We start from the raw sequence: 15,452 nt of genomic DNA on the forward strand, positions 1-15,452 counted from the left end.
GAATGTACTGTGGGAATTTTTAACGAACTGCAGGCCCGTGGCCTGATCGCCCAGTCGACCAATATGGAAAAGGTCGAAGAACTGCTCAATGGCGGCGGTGTCACCTTCTATACCGGGTTTGACGCCACGGCCGACAGCCTGCATGTCGGGCATTTCTTGCAGCTTACCATTATGAAGCGCCTGCAGGAGGCCGGGCACCGGCCCATTGCGCTGCTGGGCGGCGGTACGACCTTGGTGGGCGACCCCACCGGCAAGACCGATATGCGCAAAATGCTGACCAAAGAGGATATTGGCCACAATGTAGAGTGCTTTAAGCGCCAGATGTCGAAGTTCGTCGACTTCTCGGACGGCAAGGCGCTGATGCTCAACAATGCCGACTGGCTGTGCGAGCTCAACTACCTGGATTTTCTGCGGGATGTAGGGGTGTACTTCTCGGTCAACAAGATGCTGACAGCCGAGTGCTTTAAGTCCCGTATGGAGAAAGGCCTGTCGTTCATCGAGTTCAACTACATGATCATGCAGAGCTACGACTTTTTGCACATGTACGATGCAGTGGGCTGCACCATGGAGCTGGGCGGCGACGACCAGTGGTCGAATATCCTGGGCGGCGTAGACCTGATCCGTCGGGTAAAAGGAGAGGAGGCCTATGGCCTGACCTTTACCCTGCTCACCACCAAAGAGGGCAAAAAGATGGGCAAGACCGAGAGCGGCGCAGTATGGCTGGATCCGGAAAAGACCTCTCCTTACGAGTTTTTCCAGTACTGGCGCAACATCGATGACGGCGACGTTATCAATTGCATGAAGATGCTGACCTTTATGCCGCTGGAGGAGATCGCCGAGTACGAGCACCTGAAAGACCAGGAGATCAACCGCGCCAAGGAGAAACTGGCCTTTGAGCTGACCAAACTGGTGCACAGTGAGGAGGAGGCCCAGAAGGCGCTGGAAGCCTCGCAGGCGCTGTTTTCGGCGGGCAGTGTATCGCAGAACATGCCCACCACCCAGCTGCCGGCCGACCTGATGAGCGACGAGGGGATCGGCATCGTCGACCTGATGCTGGCGGCAGGGCTCTCTCCTTCGCGCGGGGAGGCCCGGCGGCTGGTCGATCAGGGCGGAGTTTCGGTAAACGATGAGAAGGTGACCTCGGTCAAGCACATGGTGGCCAGAGAGGATTTTGCCGACGGATTCATCGTCATCAAAAAGGGCAAAAAAACCTTCCATAAGATCACGCTGTAAAATAGTATCTTTCATAGAGTCTGGCCGGGGCAGTAATGCCTTGGCCAGACTTTTTTGCACTTTTGTACCGCCGTTTTGCGCTGTGTTGCGGAGCTTGGCCGCGCTTTGGGGAAAATGCGTTTACACTGACGGTGTTTTTTGATACACTAGAAGTATAGATATCTGTATCGACACCTGTGTTTTGAAAAACGCCAAAGGAGTAATCGATCATGACAGCCACCGTTTGGGATACGCCAGTATATTACGAGGAGCTGGGCAAAGGCACCCCGGTCGTTGCCCTGCACGGCTGGACCGGCAGCCACCTGCACATGCGAGAGAGCATTGAGCCGGTGTTCAATCTGCTCTCTCACCACCGCCGCATCTACCCCGACTTGCCCGGTATGGGCGACACGCCCCGCTGCGAGCGCATTAAAAATACCGACGACATGCTCGATTTTGTCATCGCTTTCATTGACCAGGTGATCGGCAGCGACACGCCGTTTTTTGTGATCGGCCACTCGTATGGCGGCTATCTGGTGCGCGGGCTCATCAGCAAGCTGCGCGACAGAGTGTTGGGCGGCGTGCTCATCTGCCCGGTGAGCAACCCGGTACACGAAAACCGTTTGCTGCCCAAGTTTACTACCGGCTTTACCAACTACCAGTTTTTAGAGTCTATTCCCCAGCAGCACCGCGAGGGATTTACCAAGACGATGGTCATTCAAAACCAGTACACCTTTAACCGCTACCTGGATGAGATCGTCCCTGCTGAGGAGGCCTATGACGCCGATTACCTGGCCGATATTCTGCACCGCGGCTATGGCTATGCCGTGACCCCGGAAGAACGTTTTGGTTTTTGTGATACCCCCACGCTGTTTTTGCTCGGCAAACAGGACAATGTGGTCGGATTTGCCGAGACGCTGAGCCTCCTCTCTTATTACCGCAAACACTCGGTGCTGCTGCTGGAAAATGCCGGCCACAACCTGGATATCGAACACCCCAATATTTTTTGCGAGATGGTGAAGTCGTGGCTGTGGGAGCTGGAAGTGCCCCAACAAAACGGCTAAAACGATATCGGCGAGATCAAATACCGCTCATCTGGTATTAAAAAAGGGACCGCCCCTCTATATAGAGGGGCGGTCCCTTTTTTGCGCTGCAATATGATAAGAGCGCGGTCATTCCCACCTAAATAGGCGGATAGCCAGCACGGCGCAGGCGACGATGAGCACCACCATGACCAGGATAGATATCCACACCTCTTTTATCGGCAGACCCAGCAGGGCCGCCTTGAGCAGCTTGATGCCCTGCGTGAGCGGCAGAAGATCGGCGATCTTTTGAGCAGCGGCAGGCAGCACCTCGTAGGGGAGCGTTGCCCCGGAAAAGAGCAGCATGGGAAAGTAGAGGATACTGGTGAAGATCCCGGCGCTTTTGCTGTTAGCGGCCACGCCGCCCACCAGCACGCCGATACAGAACATTGTAGCCATGACCAGCAGATAGCTGAGTAAAAACAGCGGAATAGAGCCGTGCAGTTGGAGACCCAGGACAAGCACCGCCACTGCCCAGAGCGTAAACAACGAGCCCAGCGCATACAGGGCATAGATGACGACCTGGACCAGCAGGATCAGTGCCGGACTGACCGGTGTGACCCGAAAGCGGCGCAGGATGCCACGGCTGCGGTAATCGGATACTACCAGCGGCAGCCCCATTACTCCGCCGGCACAAATAGAGATGGTGGCGAGTGCCGGAAAAGAATGCTCGACAAAGGTATAAGGCGCACCGGCAAAGGCAGGGCGAGTCCCGTAGAGCATGGCGACGACGGCCAGCACCACCAGCGGCAGACAGATAGAAAAGATGAACATATCCATTCCTCGCAGAGAAAGTTTGAGCTCTACTTTGAGCATCGTGCGAAAAGCTCTCATCGATCTTCCTCCGTATACCACAGGTAGGCATCCTCGAACGCGGTGTATGGACTGTCGGCTACCGCCTGGCCGACGGTGCCGGAAAATACTGTTTTGCCATGCTTTAAAATACAGATGTGGTCGCACAACGCCTCCACTTCATCCATGAAGTGCGAGGTGAGCAGGATGGTCACCCCCGACGCTTTTAGCGAGGAGAGGATGGCCCAGACCTCTCGCCGGGCCCGCGGATCGAGACCGGTGGTGAGTTCATCTAAAAACACCACCTGTGGGTTTGGCAGCAACGCGAGCGTAATAAACAGCTTTTGCCGTTGTCCGCCTGACAGCTCCTTTACCGGGCGGCCAGCTTTATCAGCCAGGCCAAACTGAGCCAGCAATTGCCGGTAATCATGGGGGCGGTGGTACAGCGCAGCACTTACCTGGCAGAGCTCTTCGGCGGTTATCTTTTCCTGAAAAGAAGTCTCTTGCAGCTGAACACCGACTTGCTTAAACAACTGTTTGCGCGCGATCCGGGGGTCTTGGCCCAATATCTGTACGGCGCCGCTACTGGGCCGTTGCAGCCCCAGCATACAGGCTATCGCGGTGCTCTTACCGGCCCCATTGGCACCCAGTAGACCGCAGACGGTACCGCGTTCTACCGACAGGTCTAACCCCTTCAGGGCGAGCAGCGGCCCGTAGGACTTGGTGAGCCGGCTTGTTTGAATAACTGGTGACATGGTCTCTACCTCCTTTTTTCGATAAAAAAAGAATACCACCAGCTAAAAGACTGGTGGTAAAGTGGAGCGTTATATATTTGGGACAGGTAGAACGGGAAAATCACCATTACTTTGGCTGCAGATCATAAAACCGACATCTGGTGTTGACCGCATTTTTGCCTGGCAGGTATGGGGGCTTAAAAATTGCTGTAGACCTTAAACGCGTGCGGGACACAGCCTGATTAAAGGCGATGCGATACCAGATCGTAAGACAGTGCTTTACCGCCCCTGGCGGCTACGAAAATCTACGGCGCATCTCATACAGCAGCTGCAGCGATGTCTGGGCATTGATCTCGGCTTGGCTTAGCGAGTCGAGCAGATGGTCACAGGCCGAGACGATATCACCTTGAGCCGGCAGATCGAGGGCTGCCGGCACATCGGTCTGCGGATCGACGGAGAGCTGCTGCAGCAGCTGTAGGATGGCCTCGAGCGAGTAGTTGGCCCCGCGCAGAGCGCGGATAACTCTTAGCGTGCGCAGATCTTCACTGGTGTACACACGATAGCCATTTTGGCGGCGCTTTACGGTGAGCAACCCGTTCATCTCCCAGTTGCGCAGGGCATCCATCGAGATATGCAGCTGCTGCGAGACCTGACGGCGGCCGAGCAGCACCGGGTAGGAGGATGGTGAGTCGCCGTGCAAAAGTGCGGTGACGATAGAGGCCGCTTCTTGTGCGCGCACAAATTCCTGTCGCACCATCTGCAGGTAGCACCGACACTGCTCGATGGCGGCATCATACTTGCCGGTGGCGGCGGTTTTGACCATCTGTACCATCTGTTGGCGCAGCCCATTTTGCAGCACCTCTACCTGAAAGGCGGTGCGGGCCAAGCGAAACTGGGCTATGTGGCGGTCGGTAAATACCCGATAGCGATTTTTTTGCCGCGGCGCCGGCGGTATCAACCCCAGTTTTTCGTAGAGCCGTACGGTGTTGGGGTGTACGCCGATGATCTTGGCCACCTGGGCCGTAGTATATGTTTTCATAGGAGATACACCTCTCTGCTCTTATACTATCCACTACCACGATCATAGCACAGGCACAGAGTTTGGTGTTATAGTGGAGTGTTTGGCCGTAGATCGTTATCTTTTTCCAGGCGGAGCTATGGCCGATAAAGTGACATAAAAAAGGCGTCGCCCACAGGGGGAGACACCTTCAATTTATATTGGGGGCAAACTTGGTGAAATGAAAGCGGAAAGGGGAGCCGCTAGCCCTCTAATGCGGATTTTACCGTGTCGGCGTGTACCGATTGCACCAGCAGCGAGATATCGGTCTCGGAGGTGGTGATCATCTGGATATCGACCCCGCTCCGGCGTACAGCGGTGATGACGGCAGCTGCCACGCCGGGCTGGCTCTTCATCTCTTCGCCGGCGGAGATGACCTTGGCATACCCGTCGGAAATGCCGAACTTGACCTGGGGAAACCGGCCCCGCAGCGAGCCCAACAGCTGCATGAGCTGGGGATAGTACTGATTTGAGGTGGTCAGCGCCAGACTGTAGCTGGCGCTCTGGTCGGGGATGAGAGAGATCATATCTACATTGACCGCGCTCTCTGCCATCTGGCCAAAGACCACCTGTACAAAATCTGAGCCGCTCTGCACATCGCTGAAAGTCAAGACCATCTGGTCCTCGATCACCGATACACTGGAAACGCCGAGCATAACAAGTCCCTCCTTATCTGGTTACCGTTAAATCATGTCTGCCATATCGTAAAGGCCTGGGCCTTTACCCTGCATAAAGCGTGCCGCCTGCACAGCTCCCACGGCAAAGACTTCTTTAGAGGCGGCGCTGTGGGAGAGCGTGATCACCTCGTCGCGGCCGGCAAATAGGATCTCGTGCTCGCCCACGATGGTGCCACCGCGGACCGCGTGCAGACCGAGCTCCCGCTTATCGCGCTTTTTCCGCACGCTGTGGCGGTCGTACACATACTCGTACTGGCCGCCGGCGGCGGTGTTGATCGCGTCGGCGAGCATGAGGGCCGTGCCGCTGGGGGCATCGACTTTTTGGTTGTGATGCTTTTCGATGATCTCGATATCGTACTGGCCACCCAGCACCTCCACCGCCTTTTGGGCCAGTGCCCGCAGCAGATTGATACCCAATGACATGTTGGCGCTGTAAAACAGCGGCACAGTCTCGGCGGCGGTATGGATCGCCGCAATCTGCTCGGCCGAGAGACCGGTGGTACAGATGACGGCCGGTACTTTATTTTGTATACAGTAGCGCAGCAGCTCATCAAATACGGACGGATGCGAAAAATCGATGATCACATCACAGGTATCTTTAAAATCGGTGATCGTGGGGTAGACCGGAAAATCGGCACTGCCATCACTGAACTTATCGATACCGGCGATGATCTGACAGTCGTCCCGCTGGGCCACGCATTGGCTGACCACCCGGCCCATTTTACCCATAGCGCCAAAGAGCAGTATATTGGTCATAGAGATTATTTCACCAACCTTTTTATCTGTGGCTCCTCCTCGGCGCGGTATATGTAGGGGAGGGGCCGTATATTTTTACATCAGGTCGTACTGTCTGAGCACAGCAGCCAGCTTTTGCTGCCCGGCGTCGTCCATGGGGCACAGGGGCAACCGACAGCCGCCCACCTCTTTGCCCATCAAATTGAGCGCATCTTTTACCGGGATGGGGTTTACGTCCATAAACAGGGCGTTTGCCAGCGCCAGGTAGTGCAGTTGCAGCTGGGCGCTCTTCTGGGTATCGCCGGCCAAAAAGGCGGCACATATCTCGTGGGTCTGCTTGGGCAGCACATTGGAGAGCACCGAGATGACCCCTTTACCGCCCAGCGCCATGATGGGTACGATCTGGTCGTCGTTGCCCGAATACACATCCAGTTTATCGCCGCAGACGGCAAAGATCTTGGCAATGGCCGAGATGTCGCCGCTGGCCTCTTTTGTGGCCACGATATTGGGGTGCTCGGACAACTTGAGATAGGTATCGAGCGCGATATTGGTACCGGTACGGCTGGGGACATTATACAGGATGACCGGCAGATCAGTTGCGTCGGCGATGGCGACAAAGTGCTGGTAGAGGCCCCGCTGAGAGGCCTTGTTGTAATAGGGCGTTACCTGCAGCAGCGCAGCAGCACCCAGAGCGGCGGCTTCTTTAGACAGGTTCACGGCGTAAGCGGTGTCGTTAGAGCCGGCACCCGCCACTACCGGCACCCGGCCGGCCACTGTGTCGACGGTGAATTTGATGACGTCGACGTGCTCTTTATCGGTCATGGTGGCCGACTCGCCGGTGGTACCGCAGGTGATGATGCTGTCGGTGCCGGAGGCGATCTGCCACTCGATAAGCTCTTTCAGCTTGGGGTAGTTGATGGAACCATCGGGCAAGAACGGAGTGACGAGCGCCACGCCGGCGCCGGTAAATACGGTCTTTTTCATAAAAAACCTCCCATATCCACAAGAGGGGAGCAGCAGTGCTCCCCCGCTGACAGCGTTAGTCTAAATAGCCCTGGGCGGCCAGCAGTTCAGCCATCAGTACCGCGCCGCCGGCAGCGCCGCGCAGGGTGTTGTGCGAGAGACAGACGAATTTATAGTCGTACTGGGTGTCGGGGCGCAGGCGGCCCACCGACACGGCCATACCACTTTCCAGGTTGCGGTCGAGCTTGGCCTGGGGGCGGTCGTCCTCCTCGAAGTAGTGGAGGAACTGCTTGGGCGCCGAGGGCAGGCCCAACGCCTGCGGCGCGCCGCTAAAGTCTTTCCAGCAGGCTTTGATCTCTTCGATGGTGGGCTTTTTCTCGAACGAGACGAAAACCGCTGCCGTGTGCCCATCCGACACCGGTACCCGCAGGCACTGAGTGGTGATGGAGGGGGAGTCGGCGTTTACGATCTTGCCGTCCTCGACATGGCCCCAGATCTTTAAAGGCTCCTGCTCGCTCTTCTCTTCTTCGCCGCCGATAAAGGGGATCACGTTATCCACCATGTCGGGCCAGGTAGCAAAGGTCTTGCCGGCACCGGAAATAGCCTGGTAGGTGCAGGCCAGCACTTTGGTCACCCCGAACTTGAGCAGGGGGTGGATGGCCGGCACATAGCTCTGCAGCGAACAGTTCGACTTGACGGCGATAAAACCGCGCTTGGTGCCCAGACGGGCCCGCTGAGCGGTGATGACTTCGGAGTGATCGTCGTTGATCTCGGGCACGATCATCGGCACATCGGGCATCGAGCGATTGGCCGAGTTATTGGAGATGACCGGGCACTCGTGGCGGGCATACATCTCCTCCAGAGAGCGTATCTCCTCTTTTTTCATGTTGACAGCACAGAACACGAAATCGACTGCCGACGTGATCTTTTCCACGTCGGCGGTAGCGTCGAGCACCACCATATCGGCTACCGACTGGGGCATGGGCGACTGCATGGCCCAGCGGCTGCCCACCGCCTCTTTATAAGTTTTTCCGGCAGAATTGGCCGAGGCCGCCAGCATTTTTACGTGAAACCAGGGGTGGTTTTCGAGCAGCGTAATAAAGCGTTGGCCGACCATTCCCGTCGCACCGATCACCGCAACATTGTATTCCTTCATCATCTGTTCCTCCTATGTTCAGTTTATGTGCCAAAAGACCGTATAGACCCGCAAAAAGAAAAAACCGGTTGAAAACCGGCAGTACATGCAATATAATAGAAAAGTATGGACACAAAAAGGCCGATAGCTCTCCATCAAAGTACATGATGACAGTCGCGCACCTGTTCGGCCACGCGACCAGAGAACCGCCCTGCCAGCTGCGCTCTCTTCGGCGGAGTTGCCTTTTCACACCGCTCGTGCAGCCCTGGCTGGCCTCGCCTGTGTGTACTCATCAAATCCGCACCTCTATCCGGGTCTATGAAGTTTACCCTTATCATAGCACCACGGTAGCTGCCTGTCAATTTAAATACGGCGCATTTCGCCCTGTAGCAGCGATTTTTGCGGGCCGCACTCCCGCCCGGCGCCGGCGGTACGTCTGGCTGTTTTTGCCGGGCGGCTTTTACTGATAGAAAGAATGTGTTTTGTATGTCACAACCACTGCTGAAAAAAGACTTTTACTTTGATCTGCCCCAGGAACTCATCGCCCAGCACCCCATCTACCCGCGCGATCACTCCCGGCTGCTTCAGCTCGATCGCACGACCGGCGAGATCGCCCACAAGCACTTTTACGATATCGTAGATGTTTTACAGCCCGGCGACACGCTGGTGGTGAACGATTCGAAAGTGCTGCCGGCCAGGCTGTACGGCCACAAGGAGGACACAGGGGCCAAAGCTGAGGTATTGCTCTTAAAAAAGCAGGCCACTGAGGATCTGTGGGAATGCCTGGTAAAGCCCGGCCGCAAGATCAGAGAGGGGACCAAGCTGGTATTTGGCGAGGGACTGCTCACCGGTGAGGTGTGCAAAGTCTGCGATGACGGCAACCGCATCATCCGCTTTGCATGTAAAGGGCGCAGTTTTTACGACGTAATCGACCAGATCGGGCAGATGCCGCTGCCCCATTACATCACCGCTGAGCTGGAGGACAAGGACCGCTACCAGACTGTGTATGCCCATGAGCGCGGCTCGGCGGCGGCGCCTACGGCCGGGCTGCACTTTACCGAGGAATTGCTGGAAAGATTGCGGCAAAAAGGGGTGGTCATCGCCCGTGTTACGCTGCATGTGGGGCTGGGGACCTTTCGCCCGGTAAAAGAGGAAAACGTATTAGACCACAAGATGCACACCGAACACTATGTGATCCCCCAGGAGACGGCCGATGCGATCGCGCTGGCCAAAAAAAACGGCAAACGGGTCATTGCCGTGGGCACCACCAGCTGCCGCACACTGGAATCTTGCTACCAAAAAAATGGCGCTGTAGTGCCTTTTGAAGATGATACCAGCATTTTTATCTACCCGGGTTATACCTTTGGCGTTATCGACGGTATGATCACCAACTTCCATCTTCCGGAGAGCACGCTGATCATGCTGGTATCGGCGCTGGCCGGGCGGGAGCCTATTCTCAACGCCTACCAGGTGGCCGTACAGGAAAAGTACCGCTTTTACAGTTTTGGCGACGCCATGCTCATATTATAAATACGGTGCGTTTTACAAAATGAAAAGAGCCTATAGCCAGCCACCAGCGGCGTCTATAGGCTCTTTTTCTATTCTAACGGGTTTCTGCCCGACACTGTATTGACGGCTGGTACGGGGCGTACTACGATGTGACTGGGCCGTGATGACCGCAGTCTGCTCTCACATAGAGTCTAGGCTATGGACAGATGTACTGTGTGGTTACTGATTGCTAACCGATAGTCGAGCAGAGTCGCCAGTTACCCGTGGCTGAGGTAAAAAGGCCTGATCTGACTGGAACGCCGACATAGTATCGGCAGCGAAAACATGCGTGTCTGCACAGTCATCAAGATGGCAGCCGTGTCAGGCCAGACGCACAATAAAATATTGGATACTGCGTCTAAATAAACTGATCGTCATCGCGCTAAAAAATATAGACAGTCATCCTGTCATGTGGGGGAGGAACCAGTTTATGGACTGGACAGCGATATTTCCACAGGGTGCAAAATTGTGCCGAATACACGCTCAACACATGGTATATCAGTTAGATTTTTCTGACGGGAAAGGAGTCATGGAGGCCTATGAGGTCTTTCCCGGCATACTACTCATCTTTAATGATTTTCATACCGCGCAGGGTTTTCAAAATGAGCGCGCGCGGCCGGGTATCATCGAGATCAATCACTGCCGCCGCGGCCGCTACGGCTGTACACTGCAGAGCGGCCGGCAGGTGACCCTGGGAGCTCAGGACCTCTCGATCAGCGACATGGGGAGGCCGTGTCGCAACTCTGTTTTTTTATCGGGTGATTATACCGGCATCAGTTTAGTCCTGCAGCTAAAGGAGGCGGCGCGCTCGTGGCGAGATATATTGGGACAGACGACCGATTTGGTGGCTTGCTTAGAGGCACAGTTATACAGCGATGAAGTGTTGCTGCTACGGGCCAACCCCAAGATCCAGCATATCGTATTGGAGCTGTATCAGCCGCCGGATAATTATCAGTTGGCTTATTACAAAATAAAAGCGCTGGAGCTGCTGCTGTTTTTAGCGGTGAGCAGTGAGCAACAGGGGCGGATGGCCCGTCCCTATCACTGTGGCCATGATGCTGAGAAAGTAGCCGCTATTGAGCGCCGTATGACCGAGAATTTGCGCCGCCGACATTCGCTCACCGAGTTAGCAGTAGAATTTGGCATGGGGGTAACAACTTTAAAAAAGCTGTTTTACCAGCAGTACGGGCAGGCCCCCTACCAGTATTTGCGACGGCGACGCATGGAGGAGGCGGCATTACTGCTGCAGAGCACTCAGCTGCCGGTGGGGCATATTGCCGAGCTGGTGGGCTACCAGAATGCCAGCAAATTTTCGGCCGCTTTTACACGGGTATACGGGATGACCCCTAAAATTTATCGCGGGACCGCCCAATTGGAGCAAAACGACTGTTTGGAGCTGGGCAAGAATCGGGATGGAGCAGTATAATAACCATAAGTTAGCGATAACTAACCACAATAATAAGGGAGGGTTCGATGTGAGAGAAAAAGGGAAGAGCAGTGTCGCCAAGCTACTCTACTATGCCGGCGGACATAAAAGGCTCACCGTATTGGGATGTACGCTGTCTGGTATAGCGGCAGTTCTGTCGATGGCACCTTACATATGTATTTGGTACGTGGTGCGCGGTGTGTTTGCTGCAATGCCCGACTACCGGCAGGCAGGAGATCTGGTGCGCTACGGCTGGTATGCACTGTGGTTTGCACTGGGCAGTGCGGCTATTTATTTTGCCGCCCTGATGTGCACCCATCTGGCCGCCTTTCGCACCGCAAAAAACATGCGTAAAGCGGCAGCCAAACACCTGCTGGATGTGCCGTTGGGATATTTAAATGTCAGCCAGTCGGGAAAGCTGCGCAAGCAGATAGACGATAATGCCGGTATGACCGAACAGATGCTGGCCCATGAGCTGCCAGACCTGGTAGGGGCGGTAGTGACCCCGGTAGCAGCCATTATTCTGCTGTTCGTATTTGACTGGCGGATGGGGCTTTTGTGCTTTATTCCACTGGTGCTGGCAGTCTACCTGTTGACGCGGATGATGGGTGGCAAAAATGCCAGATTTTTCAGCACCTACCAAAAAGCCATTGAGGACCTGAGTGCCGAGGCCACTGAGTATGTGCGCGGTATTCCAGTGGTCAAGGTGTTTCAGCAGACGGTGTACTCGTTCAAGAGCTTTTACGGCGCTATTATGCGCTACAGCAAGCTGGCCACCGACTATGCCATGTCTTGCGGGCGGCCGATGACCGCCTTTACCGCCGTGCTCAACGGCACTTTTTTACTACTCATCCCCGCCGGTATGCTCTTGTGCGGAGCGGCGAGCAATGGCTGGGCAGTTTTGGTGGACCTGGTATTTTATATCTTATTCACACCGCTTTGCGCCATGATGATGACCCGCATCATGTATGCCAGCCAGGCAGTTATGGAGGCAGATGAAGCGGTGCGCAAGCTCGACCAGATCATGGAGGTAGATCCCCTGCCTGAAGACGTCCGTCCACAGAGCACCACCGGCTGCGATATTGAGCTGAAGGACGTCACTTTTACCTACCCCGGAGCCAAAAGCCCGGCACTTAAGAATGTGTGTTTTCAGGTACCGGCCGGTAAGACTGTGGCACTGGTGGGCCCCTCGGGAGGAGGTAAGAGCACCGTCGCCAGTTTGATCCCCCGCTTTTGGGATGCAGGGCAGGGAAAGGTGCTCATTGGCGGCGTCGATGTGCGCAACATGGCAGGCCACGAACTCATGGACAAGGTGGCGTTCGTTTTTCAGGATACGCATTTATTTAAGGACAGTTTACTGGAAAACATACGCGCCGCACGGCCCGATGCCACTCGACAACAGGTATTGGCGGCAGCCCATGCTGCCCAGTGCGATGATATCCTATCCAAAATGCCTCAGGGCCTAGACACCGTAGTGGGGACCAAAGGCGTGTATCTTTCTGGCGGTGAGCAGCAGCGTATCGCTTTGGCACGGGCGATCTTAAAGGATGCGCCCATCATAGTGCTGGACGAGGCCACTGCCTTTGCCGACCCGGAAAATGAACTGCTCATACAAAAGGCATTTGAAAAACTGACCGCGGGTAAGACGGTGCTGATGATCGCCCACCGGCTCTCTACTGTGCAGGACGCCGACAACATATTGGTGCTGTGCGACGGCGCTGTTGCCGAGCGCGGCACACACCGGGAGCTGTTGCAGCAACAGGGCTTATACGCCGCTATGTGGCGCGATTACCAGACTTCGGCCAGGTGGAAAGTGGGGAAGGAGGCGTCAGCCGTATGATCGGGAAAATCCAACATATTTATGCGCTCACCGAACGGGGAGCGAAAGACCTTGTAAAAGCCACACTGTGGACCGTGGCGGCCAATTTGAGCTTGATGTTGCCGGTAGGACTGCTCATTATGGCGCTACAGGACATCATTGACGCACTGATGAGCGGTGGAGACCCGGCAGCTGAGATCTGGAGTATTACTGCTTTAGGAGCGGGCCTGCTGGTGCTCATCTACATCGTGCACTGGTTTCAGTATAAGGCGCTGTACATCGCCACGTATATCGAGAGTGCCAACCGCCGTATTGGGCTGGGGGAAAAACTGCGCCAGCTGCCGCTCTCCTTTTTTGGTCAGCGCGATCTGTCGGACCTGACTGCGACTATGATGTCTGACTGCAGCGCTCTGGAACAGGCATTCTCACATTTTGTGCCCCAGCTCTGGGGGACGATCATTTCGACTGTACTGATAGCCATTGGCATGCTGACTATGGACTGGCGCATGGGTCTTGCCGTACTGTGGGTACTGCCGGTCGCTTTTTTGCTGACTGCAGGCTCGCGCTGGCTGCAAGACAGGTTCGGCACCCGCAACTTTTTGGCTAAACGGGCAGCCACAGATAGTCTGCAGGAACTGCTGGAGACGGTAAAGGACATAAAGGCCTGCAATCAGAAAGAAAAATATCTGCACGGATTGGATGAGAAAATGGACGAAGCCGAACGGGCTACAGTGCGTTCGGAACTGGTGACCGGCACCTGTGTCACCTCGGCACAGGCCTTCTTAAAATTGGGGCTGGCCACCACCGTTTTAGTGGGGGTCAATCTGCTGGTGGGCGGCAGTTTGGAGCTGGCGACGCTGCTGATCTACCTCATTGCAGCCTCGCGGCTCTACGACCCCATCAGTACGACGCTGGCCAATATGGCGGCGGTATTCAGCTCTCAGATCAAGATCCAGCGCATGCGCGAGATCGAGCAACAGCCGGTACAGACTGGGGCTAAGAGCTATACACTCAAAAATTACGACATCGCTTTTGACCGGGTAAAATTTGCCTACGACCAGAGAGAAGGGGTACTCGCCGATGTGTCGTTTACTGCCAGACAGGGTGAAGTAACGGCGCTGGTAGGTCCCTCGGGCGGGGGCAAGAGCACCGCTGCCAAGCTGGCAGCCCGCTTTTGGGATGTCGACGGCGGCCGCATAACCCTGGGTGGCGTAGACGTCTCTACTGTTGAACCGGAGGCACTGCTTAAAAATTATGCTATCGTCTTTCAGGATGTAGTGTTGTTTCGCGATACAGTGATGGAGAATATTCGCCTGGGGAGAAGAGATGCCAGTGACCAGGAGGTATTGGCGGCTGCCAGAGCAGCTCAGTGCGATACCTTTGTACAGAAGATGCCCGAGGGCTACCAGACCATGATCGGTGAAAATGGGGCAACTCTCTCGGGTGGTGAACGGCAGCGCATCTCTATCGCCCGCGCGCTACTCAAAAATGCGCCTGTGATCTTGCTGGATGAGGCCACCGCCTCTTTGGACGTGGAAAATGAGAGCGCTGTACAAGCTGCGCTCTCGGGCCTGGTACAGGATAAGACGGTACTCATCATCGCTCACCGCATGCGCACAGTTATGGGAGCCGACAAAGTGGTGGTGCTTGTAGGTGGCAAGGTAGCCGAGATGGGCTGCCCTGAAGATCTGGTGAAAAAAGGCGGTATTTTTGCACATATGGTGGCACTGCAGACCCAGAGCCAGAGCTGGTCGCTGCCCGGCAGTACCAAAGAGCGGCCATAAAAGGCGCACAGCCGAGTTACCGCTTGCACCAGAGAATAACACTGCGCATGTAAAAGCGCCGGGCACAGCCTTCAAGAGCTGCGTCCAGCGCTTTTTGTTTTGACTGAAAGAGGTGAAAACCGCGCATACTTACAGGGCAGACTCTACCAGTTCTTACACCGTTCAGATAAGCTTTTATCGGCATAGCGGGTACACACACATACCCGGCCAGATATTTACTTCCAGTGGCCGATCTGCAGCAGATGGTCGGTCTGCTGGATAGCAGAGACTTGGCGGTGCAGCTGGGCTGCTGAGTGCACAGTGCCACCCAGCTGGTGTAGTGCACACTGCATCTGGACAGGCAGCGAGAGAAAATACGTGCGGCTGCTATAGCTGTTTTGGATCAGATCGTGTAGATCTCTATATCTCATGGTCTACGCTCCTCCTACCGCTATTTTTTGCGTTTTCATTCATATTATCCACCGATAAGACAAGATGGGTATTGCCGA

At 55.5% G+C, this 15,452-nt stretch carries 14 protein-coding genes and 1 riboswitch; of the genes, 6 read left to right on the forward strand and 8 right to left on the reverse strand.

Annotation, left to right across the window (positions count from 1 at the left end):
* Positions 1-9: 9 nt before the first annotated feature.
* Together tyrS and H8K20_RS04975 are read left to right on the forward strand one after the other, a co-directional pair.
* Positions 10-1,233, forward strand: coding sequence for a tyrosine--tRNA ligase (tyrS, locus tag H8K20_RS04970; protein WP_105203959.1), 1,224 nt, complete (start codon positions 10-12; stop codon positions 1,231-1,233).
* A 209-nt stretch (positions 1,234-1,442) separates the two neighbouring features.
* Complete coding sequence (locus H8K20_RS04975) at positions 1,443-2,276, forward strand: alpha/beta fold hydrolase (protein WP_105203961.1); 834 nt, start codon at positions 1,443-1,445, stop codon at positions 2,274-2,276.
* Between the two features lie 108 nt (positions 2,277-2,384).
* On the opposite strand, the gene H8K20_RS04980 is transcribed toward H8K20_RS04975, so the two are convergent.
* The 7 genes from H8K20_RS04980 to asd all read right to left on the reverse strand — a co-directional run bounded on the left by H8K20_RS04980 (position 2,385) and on the right by asd (position 8,408).
* Positions 2,385-3,128, reverse strand: coding sequence for an ABC transporter permease (locus tag H8K20_RS04980; protein WP_186487660.1), 744 nt, complete (start codon positions 3,126-3,128; stop codon positions 2,385-2,387).
* Complete coding sequence (locus H8K20_RS04985) at positions 3,125-3,841, reverse strand: ABC transporter ATP-binding protein (RefSeq protein ID WP_186487661.1); 717 nt, start codon at positions 3,839-3,841, stop codon at positions 3,125-3,127. The genes H8K20_RS04980 and H8K20_RS04985 overlap by 4 nt, the downstream gene beginning before the upstream one ends.
* 274 nt (positions 3,842-4,115) lie before the next feature.
* A complete protein-coding gene (locus H8K20_RS04990; RefSeq protein ID WP_105203965.1) occupies positions 4,116-4,859 on the reverse strand; it encodes a MerR family transcriptional regulator in 744 nt (247 codons plus the stop codon).
* Positions 4,860-5,080: 221 nt separating this feature from the next.
* Entirely contained in the window at positions 5,081-5,533 is a 453-nt protein-coding gene (locus tag H8K20_RS04995) for an ACT domain-containing protein (RefSeq protein ID WP_186487662.1), read from the reverse strand.
* Positions 5,534-5,560: 27 nt separating this feature from the next.
* On the reverse strand, positions 5,561-6,310 hold the full coding sequence (dapB, locus tag H8K20_RS05000; protein ID WP_186487663.1) for a 4-hydroxy-tetrahydrodipicolinate reductase: 750 nt from the start codon (positions 6,308-6,310) through the stop codon (positions 5,561-5,563).
* A 75-nt stretch (positions 6,311-6,385) separates the two neighbouring features.
* Positions 6,386-7,273, reverse strand: coding sequence for a 4-hydroxy-tetrahydrodipicolinate synthase (dapA, locus tag H8K20_RS05005; protein WP_186487664.1), 888 nt, complete (start codon positions 7,271-7,273; stop codon positions 6,386-6,388).
* A 55-nt stretch (positions 7,274-7,328) separates the two neighbouring features.
* Complete coding sequence (asd, locus tag H8K20_RS05010; protein ID WP_105203973.1) at positions 7,329-8,408, reverse strand: aspartate-semialdehyde dehydrogenase; 1,080 nt, start codon at positions 8,406-8,408, stop codon at positions 7,329-7,331.
* A gap of 116 nt (positions 8,409-8,524) precedes the next feature.
* A riboswitch (Lysine riboswitch) is annotated at positions 8,525-8,704 on the reverse strand.
* A 169-nt stretch (positions 8,705-8,873) separates the two neighbouring features.
* Here asd and queA point away from each other — a divergent pair.
* From queA to H8K20_RS05030, 4 genes are all read left to right on the forward strand, one after another.
* Positions 8,874-9,917 (forward strand): tRNA preQ1(34) S-adenosylmethionine ribosyltransferase-isomerase QueA, encoded by a 1,044-nt coding sequence (queA, locus tag H8K20_RS05015; RefSeq protein WP_186487665.1) that lies wholly within the window; start codon positions 8,874-8,876, stop codon positions 9,915-9,917.
* A 547-nt stretch (positions 9,918-10,464) separates the two neighbouring features.
* On the forward strand, positions 10,465-11,361 hold the full coding sequence (locus H8K20_RS05020) for an AraC family transcriptional regulator (protein WP_164998132.1): 897 nt from the start codon (positions 10,465-10,467) through the stop codon (positions 11,359-11,361).
* 49 nt (positions 11,362-11,410) lie between these two features.
* Positions 11,411-13,201: an ABC transporter ATP-binding protein gene (locus H8K20_RS05025; protein ID WP_341480816.1), complete on the forward strand. Its 1,791-nt coding sequence runs from the start codon at positions 11,411-11,413 to the stop codon at positions 13,199-13,201.
* Complete coding sequence (locus H8K20_RS05030) at positions 13,198-14,964, forward strand: ABC transporter ATP-binding protein (RefSeq protein ID WP_186487667.1); 1,767 nt, start codon at positions 13,198-13,200, stop codon at positions 14,962-14,964. Before H8K20_RS05025 ends, H8K20_RS05030 begins: the two co-directional genes overlap by 4 nt.
* Before the next feature lie 215 nt (positions 14,965-15,179).
* On the opposite strand, the gene H8K20_RS05035 is transcribed toward H8K20_RS05030, so the two are convergent.
* Positions 15,180-15,374 carry a hypothetical protein gene (locus tag H8K20_RS05035; RefSeq protein WP_186487668.1) on the reverse strand — a complete coding sequence of 65 codons (195 nt, stop codon included), beginning with the start codon at positions 15,372-15,374 and terminating at the stop codon, positions 15,180-15,182.
* Positions 15,375-15,452 lie beyond the last annotated feature (78 nt).

Source organism: Neobittarella massiliensis (ex Bilen et al. 2018), from assembly GCF_014269355.1.
GTDB lineage: Bacteria > Bacillota > Clostridia > Oscillospirales > Ruminococcaceae > Neobittarella > Neobittarella massiliensis.